This is a genomic window from Streptomyces sp. Edi2 (genome assembly GCF_040253635.1).
Taxonomy (GTDB): Bacteria; Actinomycetota; Actinomycetes; order Streptomycetales; family Streptomycetaceae; genus Streptomyces.
This window is the reverse complement of sequence record NZ_JBEJGX010000003.1, coordinates 7,213,530-7,227,465: the sequence shown is the minus strand read 5'-3', so window position 1 is coordinate 7,227,465 and position 13,936 is coordinate 7,213,530. Positions and strand designations below refer to the sequence as shown.

15 protein-coding genes are annotated in these 13,936 nt (G+C 69.3%); 10 read left to right on the top strand and 5 right to left on the bottom strand.

Going from position 1 to position 13,936, the window contains the following annotated elements; all coding sequences use genetic code 11:
* Positions 1-80 precede the first annotated feature (80 nt).
* Complete coding sequence (locus ABR737_RS35145; RefSeq protein ID WP_350255080.1) at positions 81-1,187, top strand: LacI family DNA-binding transcriptional regulator; 1,107 nt, start codon at positions 81-83, stop codon at positions 1,185-1,187.
* Here ABR737_RS35145 and ABR737_RS35140 read toward each other — a convergent pair.
* Positions 1,109-2,497, bottom strand: coding sequence for an MFS transporter (locus ABR737_RS35140; RefSeq protein WP_350255078.1), 1,389 nt, complete (start codon positions 2,495-2,497; stop codon positions 1,109-1,111). The genes ABR737_RS35145 and ABR737_RS35140 overlap by 79 nt on opposite strands.
* 112 nt (positions 2,498-2,609) lie before the next feature.
* Between ABR737_RS35140 and ABR737_RS35135 the strand changes: the two genes are divergently transcribed.
* The 4 genes from ABR737_RS35135 to ABR737_RS35120 all read left to right on the top strand — a co-directional run bounded on the left by ABR737_RS35135 (position 2,610) and on the right by ABR737_RS35120 (position 5,541).
* The gene (locus ABR737_RS35135) at positions 2,610-3,635 is read left to right on the top strand and encodes an Lrp/AsnC family transcriptional regulator (protein ID WP_350255076.1); all 1,026 of its coding nucleotides are present in this window, start codon (positions 2,610-2,612) and stop codon (positions 3,633-3,635) included.
* Positions 3,636-3,657: 22 nt separating this feature from the next.
* Positions 3,658-4,257, top strand: coding sequence for a cupin domain-containing protein (locus tag ABR737_RS35130; RefSeq protein WP_350255075.1), 600 nt, complete (start codon positions 3,658-3,660; stop codon positions 4,255-4,257).
* A 53-nt stretch (positions 4,258-4,310) separates the two neighbouring features.
* On the top strand, positions 4,311-4,466 hold the full coding sequence (locus ABR737_RS35125; RefSeq protein WP_350255073.1) for a hypothetical protein: 156 nt from the start codon (positions 4,311-4,313) through the stop codon (positions 4,464-4,466).
* 118 nt (positions 4,467-4,584) lie between these two features.
* A complete protein-coding gene (locus ABR737_RS35120) occupies positions 4,585-5,541 on the top strand; it encodes a DMT family transporter (protein ID WP_350255072.1) in 957 nt (318 codons plus the stop codon).
* A 192-nt stretch (positions 5,542-5,733) separates the two neighbouring features.
* Here ABR737_RS35120 and ABR737_RS35115 read toward each other — a convergent pair whose 3' ends face one another.
* Positions 5,734-6,363, bottom strand: coding sequence for a dihydrofolate reductase family protein (locus tag ABR737_RS35115; protein ID WP_350255070.1), 630 nt, complete (start codon positions 6,361-6,363; stop codon positions 5,734-5,736).
* A 160-nt stretch (positions 6,364-6,523) separates the two neighbouring features.
* Between ABR737_RS35115 and ABR737_RS35110 the strand changes: the two genes are divergently transcribed.
* Entirely contained in the window at positions 6,524-6,940 is a 417-nt protein-coding gene (locus ABR737_RS35110; protein ID WP_350255069.1) for an ester cyclase, read from the top strand.
* A gap of 125 nt (positions 6,941-7,065) precedes the next feature.
* Here ABR737_RS35110 and ABR737_RS35105 read toward each other — a convergent pair whose 3' ends face one another.
* Positions 7,066-7,479 carry an amino acid transporter gene (locus ABR737_RS35105; RefSeq protein ID WP_350255067.1) on the bottom strand — a complete coding sequence of 138 codons (414 nt, stop codon included), beginning with the start codon at positions 7,477-7,479 and terminating at the stop codon, positions 7,066-7,068.
* 623 nt (positions 7,480-8,102) lie between these two features.
* Between ABR737_RS35105 and ABR737_RS35100 the strand changes: the two genes are divergently transcribed.
* Entirely contained in the window at positions 8,103-9,098 is a 996-nt protein-coding gene (locus ABR737_RS35100) for a serine hydrolase (RefSeq protein WP_350255066.1), read from the top strand.
* 207 nt (positions 9,099-9,305) lie between these two features.
* On the opposite strand, the gene eno is transcribed toward ABR737_RS35100, so the two are convergent.
* On the bottom strand, positions 9,306-10,607 hold the full coding sequence (gene eno / locus ABR737_RS35095; RefSeq protein WP_350255064.1) for a phosphopyruvate hydratase: 1,302 nt from the start codon (positions 10,605-10,607) through the stop codon (positions 9,306-9,308).
* Between the two features lie 202 nt (positions 10,608-10,809).
* Here eno and ABR737_RS35090 point away from each other — a divergent pair, with 202 nt between their 5' ends.
* Positions 10,810-11,232, top strand: a complete 423-nt coding sequence (locus ABR737_RS35090) for a MarR family winged helix-turn-helix transcriptional regulator (RefSeq protein WP_350255062.1) — start codon at positions 10,810-10,812, stop codon at positions 11,230-11,232.
* Between the two features lie 435 nt (positions 11,233-11,667).
* Here the strand turns inward: ABR737_RS35090 and ABR737_RS35085 are convergent, their stop codons facing one another.
* On the bottom strand, positions 11,668-11,892 hold the full coding sequence (locus tag ABR737_RS35085) for an Atu4866 domain-containing protein (RefSeq protein ID WP_350257047.1): 225 nt from the start codon (positions 11,890-11,892) through the stop codon (positions 11,668-11,670).
* Between the two features lie 227 nt (positions 11,893-12,119).
* Here ABR737_RS35085 and ABR737_RS35080 point away from each other — a divergent pair, with 227 nt between their 5' ends.
* Together ABR737_RS35080 and ABR737_RS35075 are read left to right on the top strand one after the other, a co-directional pair.
* Positions 12,120-12,974, top strand: coding sequence for a helix-turn-helix transcriptional regulator (locus ABR737_RS35080; protein WP_350255060.1), 855 nt, complete (start codon positions 12,120-12,122; stop codon positions 12,972-12,974).
* A 53-nt stretch (positions 12,975-13,027) separates the two neighbouring features.
* Positions 13,028-13,624 carry an MBL fold metallo-hydrolase gene (locus ABR737_RS35075; RefSeq protein WP_350255058.1) on the top strand — a complete coding sequence of 199 codons (597 nt, stop codon included), beginning with the start codon at positions 13,028-13,030 and terminating at the stop codon, positions 13,622-13,624.
* The last annotated feature ends 312 nt before the right edge of the window (positions 13,625-13,936 follow it).

Below are 13,936 nucleotides of genomic sequence, written 5' to 3'. Positions count from 1 at the left end.
GGTCAACGGATCGTGAACGAGAGATTCCGGGAAGATTTCTTGGCAACGCTGTCATCGACTCTTTGTGCTAGCGTCCCCGCATGTCCTCAGCGCAGAGCGAGGCCACGATGGCCGATGTGGCCCATCGGGCGGGGGTTTCGGTGTCCACCGTTTCGCGCACCTTGCGCGGATTGCCGACGGTCTCGGACACCACACGCGCCCGGGTGGAAGCCGCAGCCCGCGAACTCTCGTTCGCGATCACCCGCAGCGCCTCCAGCCTCGTCACCGGCCGCACCGGAAGAGTCGCCGTGCTGATGCCGAACCTGGCGACGTGGTTCCTGAGCTCGACTCTCTCCGGCATGGCACCCGCACTGCGCGAGGCGGGCCTCGACCTGCTGGTCTACAGCGTGACCGATGTGCACGAACGCGCCGATTTCTTCGACCGGTTGCCCGCCCGCCGCAACGCCGACGCCCTGCTCGTGGTGAGCTTCTCGCTCTCCCCCGCCGAACGCGCCCGCCTGGACGACCTCGGCATGCCCCTCGTCTTCGTCAGCCAGCACTCTCCGGGGCGCCCCAGCGTCTACGTGGACGACGAGGACGCCGCCCTGCGCGGCACCCGTCATCTGATCAACCTCGGGCACCGCCGGATCGCCTGTCTCCAGACGCACGACACCACGGGCTTCGCCTGGAGCAGCAAGAACCGCCTCACCGGCCATCTGCGGGCGCTCGCCGAAGCGGGTCTGGAGCACGACGACTCACTCGTGATGAGCGTGCCGGACTGGAAGGGCGGCGGCATGGCCCCGGCAGCGGGCCGGCTGCTGAGCCTCCCCGACCCGCCGACCGCCATGTTCACCGAGACCGACGACATGGCCTTCCGGCTGCTGGCGGCCCTGCGCGAGGCCAACGTCCCGGTACCGGGCCGGATTTCGGTGATGGGCTTCGACGACCACGTCATGGCGGGAGTCATGGGCCTGACGACCCTGGCCCAGCCCGCCGTGGAGCTCGGACGCGCCGCCGTGCGCCTCACCCGGGCGGTGATCGACGACTCCGACGGCGCACACGAACGCCACATAGTGCTACCGACCGAACTCGTCCCACGCGGCAGCACGGGGCCGCCGCCGGTGGGGAGTCAGGCGGAGCGCCAGCCCCTTGGGGGAGACACCTCCTCAGCCGCCGGCACAGGTGCAGGTTTCGGTACGAAGACGTAGGCGAGGGCCGCGCCGATCAGGCCGGCGGCCGCGGCGGCGACGTATACCCGGTTCAGGCCCTCGGCCGGTGCGGCGCCGGAACCCGTCCGGAACAGGACGCCGAAGAACGCGATGCCCAGGGTCGGGCCGAGCTGGCGGAAGGTCGTCATCGTCCCGGCCGCCATGCCGCCGCGGTCGGCGGGAACGGCCGCGAAGACGGCCCCCGCCATGGCCGGGCCCATCACGCCGATGCCGATACCGGTGACGGTGAGACCAAGGGCCACCGAGCCCGCGGTGGACGTGGCGTCGAGACCGCTCTGCAGGGCGCAGCCGATACCGCTGAGCAGGAGCCCGGTGCCGACGACGAGGCGGGGCGAGGTGCCGTGCAGGGTCCGTCCCGCGACCAGTGAGGTGGCGAAGGAGGCGAGGGCCAGGGGCATCAGGGCCACCCCCGCGCGTACCGGACCGAGGCCGAGGCCCGACTGCAGCCACACCGAGGTGAACAGGAGCGCCGCGAAGGCCGCAGAGGAGGCCAGGACGCACACCATCACCGCCACGAAGGAGGCCCGCCCGAAGAGCCGTACGTCCAACATCGGGTGCGCGCTGCGGCGTTCGAGGACGACGAAGACGACCAGCGCGGCGGCAGCCAGGGCGATCGAGGCGTACACGGTCGGAGTCCAGCCGTCCTCGCCGGCCCGGGTGAGGCCGTGGACGAGGGCGCCGGTGCACACGGCGAACGCGGCGGTGCCGGGCAGGTCGATGCGGTGGCCCTGCGGACGGCGGTCGTTGGCGAGGACGCGCAGGGTGAGGGCGACGGCGCCGGCGACCAGGGGGAGGTTGAGGAGGAAGGCGGCCCGCCAGCTGAGGTATTGGGTCAGTACGCCGCCGAGCATCGGGCCGACGGCGGCACCCAGGCCGGTGACCGCGCCGAAGACGCCCATCGCCTTGCCTCGGTCGGGGCCGCGGTAGACGGCACCGATGAGTGCGAAGGTCGACACGGACATGGCCGCGCCGCCGACGCCCTGCACCGCACGCGAGGCGATCAGCAGCCCGGTGTCCGGCGCGAGTGCGCAGCCCAGGGAGGCGAGGGCGAAGACGGTGAGACCCGCGACATAGACATTGCGGGCGCCGAACCGGTCGGCGAGGGAGCCGAAGGGGAGCATCAGCACGGCCAGGGCGAGGGTGTAGATGTTCACCACCCACTGCAGCCCGGACAGGGGTGCGTGCAGGTCGGTGCCGAGGGCGGGCAGGGCGACGTTCAGGACGGTGGTGTCGAGCAGGAACAGGAAGGTGCCGAGGCAGATCGCCACGAGCGGCCACCAGGGGCGCATGAGCTTTCCTCTCACGGGAGGCGGGGAGGGGATCGCTCACACGCTCCGGCGGCGGGCATGGATTCCACCAGCCACGGCTCGCTCCGTGCCGGATGCTGGCATGGTGGGTCCGGTGAAGTCAGATACCGTCACTCTCGACGAGGTCGATCGAGGGCTGGTGCACGCCCTGCAGATCGACGGCCGGGCCGCTTTCCGCGCCATCGGCGAGGCCCTTGGCGTCTCCGAGAACACCGTGGCCCGCCGCTACCGGCGGCTGCGTACCGCCGGTCTCCTGCGTGTGGTCGGCACCCTGAACGGCGCCCGGCTCGGTTACAGCGCCTGGACGATCCGGCTGCGCTGCACCCCCGACGCGGCCGGGTCCATGGCCACGGCACTGGCCAAGCGCAACGACATCTCCTTCGTCCATCTGCTGTCCGGCGGTACGGAGATCTCCTTCAGTACGCAGACCCGCTCCAGCGACGAGAGCGACGCGCTGCTCCTGCACCAGCTGCCCCGCACCGCTCGCGTCACCTCGGTCTCGGCGCATCTCCTGCTCACCCACTACGCCCTGCCCAACAACTGGGCGGGGCCCGCGTGGCTCACCCCGGAACAGGCCGCCCTCCTCACCCCGCCTCCCGCCGCCGACCGGGACGCGGAGGTGGACGCGGATGCCTCGATGGATCTGAGGGAAGGGGACCGCGCCCTCCTCGAGGCTTTGGGTCGGGACGGCCGGGCCGGCTACGCCGAACTCGCCACCGTCACCGGCTGGTCGGACGCGACCGTCCGGCGCCGCATCGCCACCCTGCGCCGAGCCGGAGTCCTGATCTTCCTGGTCGACATCCCCTCGGCCGCCCTGGGCTTTCGCGCCGAAGCCCGGCTCTGGATGTCCGTCCAACCCTCGCAGCTCACCACCGTGGCAACCGCGATGGCCGGCCACCCGGAGGCCTCTCTGGTGGCGATGACCACCGGTCCGACCAACCTGCTCGCCGCCGTCAACTGCCGTGACGCACAAGACCTTTCCCGCTACCTCACGGAACGGATCGCCTCCCTGGACGCGATCCGCACCATCGAGACCGCCCCGGTCATCCGCACCCTCAAACGGGCAGGCACCTTGCTGCTGCCTCCGGCACCGAGCAGGAGGACGAAACGGGACACCTGACGCACTCGACTAGGATGCGGCCATGACCGCCCCGGACTCCCCGACGCATCCGGCAGCCCACCGCCCGGACCCCGAACTGGGCTTTCCGGCTCCAGGGGAGGTCCTGCGCCGGCTGCGGACCCAGCGGGGCATGTCGCTGCGTCAGGTGGCGGCCGAATGCGGTCTTTCGGTCTCGTTCCTGGCGTCGCTGGAGCGGGGCGAGACCGATATCGCGCTGGAACGGCTCGGCCGGCTGGCGAAGGTGTTCGGGCACAACGTGGGGTCCTTCCTCGGCTTCTCGCCCGGCCAGGCGGCGCCGTCCCTGTTCCCGTTCGGAGAACAGCCGGTGATCGAGCGCGCGCCCGGCATCACCTACCGGGTGCTGCGTGCACCGGAGTTGGGGTACCAGGTGGTCCAGGGAGACTTCGCCCCGCACAGCGCGCTGGGCGAGGACCTTCAGCACGAGGGCACGGACCTGATCATCGTGACCGAGGGCACCTTGGTGACCCGGTACAACGGCGTCGACCACACCCTGCGGACTGGGGACTGCGCGCGCTGGTCGGCGGGGTACCCGCACTCCTTCCGCAACGACACCGACCAGCCCGCGCGGATGGTCGCGCTGCTCTTCTCCAGCCTTTACTGACGGCTTCGCCCCCCGGAGACGGGACGGGCCGGTGGTGAGCCGGGGCACCTGACGTGCCCCGGCTTTTCCGTGTGCCGTTCCGGGGGCTGCACCTTCCTGGCCTTCCTGCCTCTTCCTGCCTCTTCCTGCTGTTCCTGCTGTTCCTGCTGTTCCTGCTGTTCCTGCTGCAGGAGACCCGCATGGAATCTGCCGGCCCTCCCCGCGCCTGAACGTTATTCTGTACTGGCGTGCGCTTTAACGCACGCCAGTACACCACGCACGCCACGCCACTGCGCCGACGGGCGCCGCTCCACGGCCGCGAACAGCACCAAGAGATCAGGACATTCCATGCAGTTGAACCCCACCCAAGTCACCCCGCCCTCCGCCCCTCCCCCGGCCATGAACGCCACCACGAGCGCGGCCACCACCGCACCACGCGGCATCGGGCGTGCCGACCTGTTGGCCCGCGTCGCCCTCGTACTCGTCTGGAGCTCCGGCTTCATCTCCGGCAAAATCGGCCTGCGCCACTCCGCCCCATACACCTTCGCGACCCTGCGCTTCGCCCTCGCCGGCGGGGTCCTGCTGGTGATCGCCCTGGTCAGCCGGCGTGCCTTACCCCGCGGCCGGCTGCTGGCGCATCTGGCCGTCGCCGGTGTCCTGGTGCAGGCCGTCCAGTTCTCCAGCATCTACGTCGGCATGGATCTCGGCGTCCCATCCGGGCTCGCCGCGCTGATCATCGCGCTCTACCCGCTGACGGCCTCGCTGATCGCCGTCCCCGTCCTGCACGAACGCGTCACCCGTGGCCAGTGCCTGGGCCTCGTACTGGGGCTCGGCGGGGTCGCGCTCGCGGTCGGAGAAGGGCTCCATTTCGACGCCGGCTACCTCGCCGGCCTCGGCTTCGTCATCCTGGCGCTTCTCGGCATCTCGGCCGGCACCGTTTACCAGAAGCGGTTCTGCCGCGGCATGGATCCGGTCTCCGGCAACGCCGTACAGCTGCTGGCCGCCGCCGTCGCCGCGTTGCTGCCCGCCCTGTTCGCGGAAGGTTTCGACGTCACTTTCACCGCCGGCTACTGGCCGGTGCTGCTGTGGACGGCACTCGTCAACTCCATCGTCGGTGTCGGCCTGCTCTACGGGCTCCTGCAACGCCACGGCACCAGCCAGGTGAGCAGCCTCTTCTACCTGGTCCCCATGGTCACGGCCGGCTTCGCAGCCCTGCTGCTCGACCAGCATCTCGGCCCCCTGACCCTCGGCGGACTGGTCCTGGCGACCGCGGGCACCCTGCTGGCCGGCCGCGTAAGGAGCTGAATCCGTGGTGACCCGTGGGGCCGAAGTGGTGCGCCCCGGCCGCTGGTGAGGTGTCGCTCTCGGACGCGGCCGAGACGGTACGCCTCGGCGGCCGCCCCACGGGACGTGGGCCACGGAATGTGTCCGGGACCCGCCCATTCACGCATCGGCCACGACGAGGTGCACGTCGAGCGTCCTCAACCTCAGTCCTGCTCAGTCCTGCTCGTCCAGCATGAAGGATCCATATGCGGGCTTCCCCGCCTTTTCATAGGCGCAGTACTGCACCCCCACACTGGTGGCCCGGGATTCCGTGAGTGTCCAGGCGGCAGGGGCGGCGCCCTCGGCGAAGAGCCGCTTTCCGGTGCCGAGGATCACGGGGTTGACGAGCAGCCGGTACTCGTCGACGAGATCGTGCCGCTGCAGGGTGTGGATGAGGTCGCTGCTGCCCTGCGTCATGATCACGCCGTCGAGCTGCGCCTTGAGCTGTGCGACGGACTCGGCGACGTCGCCCTTCAGCAGATGGGAGTTGTTCCACTCCAGGCTGTTCCGGGTGCGCGAGGCGACGTACTTGGGCATGGCATTGAGCTTCACGGCGATCGGGTCGTTCTCGTCGGTGACGCGGGGCCAGTGGGCGGCGAAGATCTCGTAGGTCTTCCGGCCGAGCAGGAGATGGTCGGCGGCCCGTTCGAAGATCTCCGTCATCAGTCCCATGAAGTCGTCATCGACGTACGGAACCTGCCAGCCGCCGTGCTCGAACCCTTCGTCGACGTCCTCGCCCTTACCGCCGGGGGCCTGCATGACGCCGTCCAGAGTGACGAATGCGGTGACGATCAGCTTGCTCATGACGCTGCCTTTCGGGTGCGGAGGAAGCCGGATGCGGAATCGGCCGGGTGCGGAATCAGCCCGCCCCCGTATTGACTCCCGGACCGGCGCAAACTCATCGCCCGCCACGCGGCCGGCACCGGCGAGTCCGGCGACGCCGGCCGGTGGATACGGTCCGTCCATGTCTGACTCCGCCGTGGCCACCAGCAAGCGCAACGCCGATGTCGTCCGCCGCTACCTCCGCGTCTTCGAGACGCAGCAGGTTGCCGATCTCGCCGAACTCGTAGCGGAGGACGTACTCGTCCACGGCGCCGGCCGGCACGTCCAGGGGCGGCACTATCCCGAGCAGTCAGTGCTCACACCGGGCCTGTCCCACTGCCGCGTTCAGGTCGATGACCTCTTCGCGGCGGACGACCGTGTCACCGTGGCCTTCACCCTGACCTACACCCACGACCGCACCGGCCGGGACCTCACCATGACCGGGGTCAAGTCCTACCGGCTCCGGGGCGGACGCATCGTCGAGTTCTGGGGCGAGACCGACCTGCACGGCCTCCTCCGCCAAGCCGGACTCGTCCCCGAGCAGATCCCGCCGTTCTGAGGCGAAGGCCACCGGGTCCGGCCGCCCTGCCCGTTCGGCCGGGTCGGCCGGGGCAGCCGTTCTGCTGGCTCTGCCGGCTCAGTCGGGGCAGCCGTTCTGCCGGGTCAGTCGAATCAGCCGTGCGGTCAGGCCGGCCGGTCGGCCCACGGATGCGATCCGTACGCCTGGGTGATGGCGTGGACGAGCCAGAGTCGCTGGCGGGTGAGCGTGGGCAGGGCTGCGTCGAGGTCTGTTTCGTCCTTGGCGCGCGGCTCCTTGGCCTTGTAGAAGAGTTGTACCTCCGGTGCGAGGTAGGGAATACCGTCGGCGCAGATCAGGCCGAGCGCGTCGATCGGACGACGTACTCGCGGATCACGGCGTGACACCCATTCCTGGTCATGGGCCTCGAGCATGATCTGGATGCGCCAGGGTTCGCCTGCCGCCGGCTGACGCCAGATGTCATGAACGCTCTCGGGAAGAACCTCGCCCGATGCCCACGGGCGCAGACTCCCCGGCGGATCGGCGGCCCACCACTGCCAGGCCGGCAGAACCTGTTGCACGGCGCGCTGATCCCGCCGCAGCAGCAGGATGTCGATGTCACTGTGGTCTCGGTGCGGTGGCCCACCGCGAGTTCAATGGCGACGCCACCCGCCACCCGCCACCCACCACCCACCACCCGCCACCCACCAGGGGACCATCAGGTCGCAGAACCGGTCAGCAACTTCGGCAAGGGACGCGGGATTTCATCGGTGCAAGGGAGTGTGCTCGTAGGTCATGTCGTCCACCTTGGGGGCGCGGCATCGCCCGTGGCCGGAGCCGCTACGAAGCTGCTGTGCCTGCGGCACGGGCATCAACTTACGGTCCGCCGTCCCTCCGCCGTGGCGCTGCAGCCGCTTCACATCAGCGTCCATGGCGTCCATCAGGCGGGCATCTTCCTTGGGCGCATCGATACTGTGACATGCAGGGATTTGACGGTACGTCACCGTCTGCCGGAATTCCGGGCCGGGCCCGTCGGGTGCCTCTCAGGGAAGAGAGGCCCTGCCCCCCGCCGCTGTCGTCATCCACCTCCTGCGGCGGCACTGCCGTCGCGACGGGGCAGTGCCCCCGGCCCTCAAGCCGATTGTTCAGTTTCAGGCCACCCCGAGCCGATTTTTCCAGCACCCCGAAAGGACAGTGATCAGACATGAGATGGCTTTCGAAGCTCACCGCAGCGGCAATAGGAGCGGGAGCGGTCGCCGGATCCATCGCAGCGGCTACGCCGTCGGCCGCGGCACCGCAGAGCGCCAAGGCAGCCACCTCGACGGTGCGATGCACCTCCCATCATCAAGAGCTGGCCAATAAGTTGTCGAGCGACATATCCAAGGCACTGGAAAGCCGGAAGAGCTTGGCGTCGCTCTCCTTCTACGACCGGCCCACCGGAACCAAGTGCACTTCTGACGCTTCGAAAAAATACGACGCGGCCAGCACCGCAAAGACAATAATCCTCGGAGCCCTGCTGTACCAGAACGACGGCACCCTGACCGGGACGGAAGACGCTCTCGCACGCAAGATGATCATCGATTCGGACAACGACTCCGCGACCACACTGTGGAAGCAGTTGTCCGACCTGAAGGATCCCGCGAAGCCGAAGCCCGTCAGGATCCAGGAATTCCTCGACAAGGCCGGAATGAAGGAAACCGTCCTCGACCAGGAAGGCACCTGGGGCCTCACCCAGATCACGGCAGGCGACCAAGCCAAGCTCCTGCGCATCTTCTCGGGTGACGACGACTCGGTCCTCGGGGGAAAGAGCCGGGCTTACGCGCTCGACCTGATGCACCAGGTCCAGAGCAGCCAGCGGTGGGGAGCCACAGCCGGCGCTCCGCTCGACTCCGTGATCCATGTGAAGAACGGCTGGATGCAGCGTAGCCAGAACCCCGATGTCGAGCCGTTCGACAGAGGCGACTGGAAAGTGAACAGCATGGCGGCTCTCACGGGCAACGGCTACGACTCCGGGCTGGCCGTGCTCACCGAGAACAACAGGGTCCCCAAAGGCCACCCCGCAAACGAAGGGTGGGGCGAGGGAATAGAAACAATAGAGGCCGTTTCCCGCGCCATATACCGTGACGTTTACCCGGACGCCGACGGCTATCACCCCAGCAGGCCGAACCTACTGAACACCAAGTCGGCCGCTGCAGGATGAGAGCACGTTAACCACACCTCTAGAGGCCGCAGGGCGGTTCGGCGTCCTTCCCTTCCAAGGAGAACAGGGAGCGGACGCCGACACCGCCCCGCGGGCCCGGATCACGTCCGGCCCCGCGGCTGTGAATGAGTGGGGCAGCGTCAACCGCGCAGAGATACCGCGCCGCGGCCTCGGCAATGACACACCACGAAAAGGCGCTGCAGTTCGTCAGGAACGGGCCAGCGCCGCTCCGCCCGCGTACCGCGCGGACGCACCCAACTCCTCCTCGATCCGGATGAGTTGGTTGTACTTCGCCGTACGGTCGGACCGGGACAGCGAGCCGGTCTTGATCTGGCCGCAGCCCGTCGCCACCGCCAGGTCCGCGATGGTGGTGTCCTCCGTCTCGCCCGAGCGGTGCGACATGACGACGGTCCAGCCCGCGCGGTGCGCGGTGGCGACGGTGGCGAGGGCTTCGGTCAGGGTGCCGATCTGGTTGACCTTGACCAGGACCGAGTTGCCGGCACCGGTGCGGATGCCCTCGCGCAGCAGATTCTCATTGGTGCAGAACACGTCGTCGCCCGTGAGCTGGCAGCGATCACCGACACGGGCGGTCAGCTCCCGCCAGCCGTCCAGGTCGTCCTCGGCCATCGGGTCCTCGATGGAGACGATCGGGTAGGCGTCGATCAGCTTGGCCAGGTAGTCGGCGTGTTCGGTGGGCGTACGGCGCACCCCCTCACCCGCGTACACATACGTACCGTCCCGGAAGAACTCCGACGAGGCCGGGTCCATGACCAGGCCGATGTCCGTACCCGGCCGGTAACCGGTGCGCTCGATGGCCGTCATGACGAAGTCGAGCGCTTCCTCGGCGGTACGGAGCGCGGGCGCGAAGCCGCCCTCGTCACCGACGCCCGTGGCGTGCCCGGCGGACAGCAGAGTGCGACGGAGCGTATGGAAGACCTCGGAGCCCATACGGACGGCTTCCGCGAAGGTCTCCGCACCGACCGGAGCGATCATGAACTCCTGGAAGTCCAGCGGGTTGTCGGCGTGGGCGCCACCGTTGACGATGTTCATCATCGGCAGCGGGAGAAGGCGGGCGTCGGCGCCGCCGAGGTAGCGGTAGAGCGGCTGGCGGTGGGCCGTGGCGGCGGCCTTTGCGGCGGCGAGGGAGACGCCGAGGAGCGCGTTGGCGCCGAGCCGTGACTTGTCGGCCGTGCCGTCGAGCGCGACGAGCGCGGCATCGAGTCCCGCCTGATCGTCGGCATCGCGCCCGACGACCGCTGACGCGATGTCGCCGTTGACGTGGGCGACCGCACGGTCGACTCCCCTGCCGTGCCAGCGCCCCGGGTCCCCGTCACGCAGCTCCACGGCTTCCCGTGCGCCGGTAGAGGCGCCGGAGGGGACGGCGGCGCGGCCGAGGGATCCGTCGGCGAGGCGGACATCGGCCTCGACGGTGGGGTTGCCCCGGCTGTCGAGGACCCTGCGTGCGGTGACGGACTGAATGACGGTGGACTCAACTGCCGTGGAAACCATGGGAGGTCCTTCGCGTTGCTGCACGCCGCGGCCCTGCTGCGACAACGCTGGCGCGTGCCGCGACAATGGCGAGTCTACAGCAATGCTGTTCAGTTTGCCTGTTCAGTTACGCTGCTCAGTTGAACTGTTCAGTTGCGCTGTTCAGCTCGGCTGCGCAGGTGAGGGGTACGGCTTCGCTGCTGGTCACCGGTTAAAGTGCCCTATGCCCACCCCGGAACCCGCCGCCGTCGCCACCGAACTGCGTACCGCGATGGGCAAGCTCACGCGGCGCGTGAAGCACGAGGACCGGATCCCGCTCGGCCAGGCCTCCGTGCTCGGCACCCTCGATCGCAACGGGCCCATGACCACCAGCGATCTGGCGGCGGACCAGCGCGTACGGCCCCAGTCCATGGCCCGCGCGGTCGGGCTGCTCATGGATCAGGGGCTCGTCGTCCGCCGGGCGCATCCCACGGACGGCCGCAAGTCCCTGGTGGAACTCTCCCCTGCGGGACACACCGCTCTTGAGGCGGAGCGCGGGCGCAGGGCCGGCTGGCTCGCCCAGGCCATCGAACTCGAACTCACCGGCGAGGAGCGCGAGGTGCTGGCGCGCAGCGCCGCCCTGCTGGAACGGCTCGCCGCGCGCTAGGTGTGTTGTCCCGGGACGTTGGTGACAGGCGACATGCCGTGAGTGGTCCTTGAAAGAGGCGAGGGCCTTCTGGTTTCGGTGTGGATTGCGAAGTCTGCACCGATGCCCAGGAGGCCCTCGTGATCCACCATAACGCCCCGCTGACGCCGACCGGCAGACTGCGTCATGGGCCAGGGGCTGAGCGACGTCATCAGCGACCAGGGCGGGGGCGATCACCGGTGGGCGCCGAACCGGGCCGCGAGCCGTCCCGCGACGGGCGCCAGCGTGCCATCCACGAGGCCCAGGGGAACGAAGGCGCCCGCAATCTGCAGCAGCGTCACCGGAGACCAGAACGCCCCGGACGCCCAGACACCCCAAACACCCCGGCTACCCCAGGCGCCCAGGACGCCCCGGACACCCCGACCACCCCGGAATCTGAAGGACGTGGCCGGCCCGTTACGACGCCACCTCCTCCCGGTACAGCACCAGATGCTCGTGGTAGAGCACCCCGTCCCGGATGTCGCCCGTCGCGCTGAACCCGGGGTCGTCGACGTAGTCCAGGTGGCTGCCGGTCACCGTGTACCGGCCCGTGTACGCGCTGCGCCGCCCACCGCGGGCCTCGTCGTAGCGACCGTCCGGCAACAGCTCCTGGCGGATGTGACCGTCCGCGGTCACCCACATTCCGACCACATCCACGGTGTCATCACCCGCGGTGTCTTCACCAGCGGTGACGTCATCAGTGGTGACGTCATCAGTGGTCCCGCCCATGGCGGCCCCCTCTCCCGGTTGCTCCGATTTCCTTCTGCAGCACCGAGTCTGGGCAGGTCAGCGGCCGCCAACCAGGACATGCGCTGCCTGGGTGCCACACACCCGGGCAGCACACCGAGGCCGCCGCCTAACCTGAGTACATGGACGACAACCACCTGGGAGACTTCCTGCGCGCACGCCGCGCCGGTCTGCAGCCGGAGGACGTCGGCATGGCGAGTTACGGGACTCGCCGGGTCGCCGGCCTGCGCCGTGAGGAGGTCGCCGTCCTGGCCGGCGTGAACGCCGACTACTACACCCGCCTGGAACAGGGGCGCGAACGCAACCCCTCACCCCAGGTACTCGACGCCCTCAGCCGCGCGCTGCACCTCGACGCGGATGCCCGGGCGCACCTGTACCGGCTGGCCGGGGCCACACCGAGCGACCAGCGGCCCGACCACACCGCCGAGCGGGTCAGTCCCGCGCTGCGCCAGTTGATGGACGGCTACCCGAACACGCCGGCGTTCGTCATGAGCCGGGCCATGGACCTTCTCGCCACCAACGCCCTGGCGGATGCCCTGTACGCCCCGTTCGCTCCGAGGGACAACCTGGCCCGTATGACCTTCCTCGACCCCGCGGGCCGGCACTTCTACACGGACTGGAACCGGGCGGCCCAGGCCACCGTCGCCAACCTGCGCCAGGCAGCCGGGTTTGATCCGGACGATCCACGACTGCGCGAACTCGTCCGCACCCTCACCGAGCACAGCGCGGACTTCAGCCGGCTCTGGAACTCCCACACCGTGCGCGGCAAGACCCAGAACGCCAAGCACCTCCGCCACCCGGGCGTCGGCCCCCTCTCTCTCACCTACCAGGCTTTCGACGTACGCGACGCCCCGGGCCAGCAACTCGTCATCTACCACGCCGAACCAGGCAGCCCCAGCGCCCAGGCCCTCCACCTCCTCGGCTCCCTCCACGCCACCCGACACCAGACCGAACCCCACCCCCACCCCCACCGTTAGCGGGCCCAATGCCTCCCCCCTCCGCCCGGGTGCATCGGGTACGTTGGCAGGACATGCGGCTCACGAAATACACCCACGCATGTGTGCGGCTTGAACACGATGGCCGGGTGCTGGTGATCGATCCCGGCATATGGAGCGAGCCGGCCGCTTTGGCCGGCGCCGACGCCGTACTGGTGACACACGAACACGCCGATCACATCGACGTCCTGCGCCTGGCCGGGCTCAGCGTGCCCGTCTACGCCCCGGCCGGGGCGGACATCCCACGACTGGACGTTCTCCGGGTGTCGCCCGACGAGGAGTTCACGGCGGCCGGCTTCCGGGCACGGGCGGTAGGCGGCCGTCACGCGCCTGTCCACGACGGCCGGCCGGACTGCGTGAACCTCGGCTACCTCGTCGACGAGGCGGTCTACCACCCTGGTGACTCGTTCCACGTACCCGGGCAACCGGTGGAAACGCTCCTGGTCCCGGTCCAAGGATCCTGGATGAAGACATCGGAGGCGATCGGCTTCGTCAAGGCGATCGCACCCCAGCGGGCGTTTGCGATACACGACGCCCAACTCAACGATCGCGGCCTCAACAGCGTCAACGGCTGGCTCACCGAGGAGACCGACAACGGCTACCGGTATCTGAGGCCCGGGGAATCGGTCTGACCGGCACTACGGCACAGCTCTGAGCTTGTCGTTCAACCTCCGTTGCCTGTGGAGTCGCGGAGTCGCGGAGTCGAGTGCTCGGGCAGAGATAGAAAGTTCGGGGTCTCCCCCTCGTCGAGGCCGTGGAGCAAACCGACCAGGCGCCGGCCGGCGCGTTGGAGTAGTTGCTGCACGGGGTGGGGTCGGCGGGCGGGCAGAGCACACGGCAGCGTCAGTCCGCCCACCGCTCTGCCCTGCCCTGTCCCCCACCGGGGCATCCCGCGTACCGGCCTGCGGTACCGGCCCGCTGCGCCGGTGCCGGCCCGCCGTACC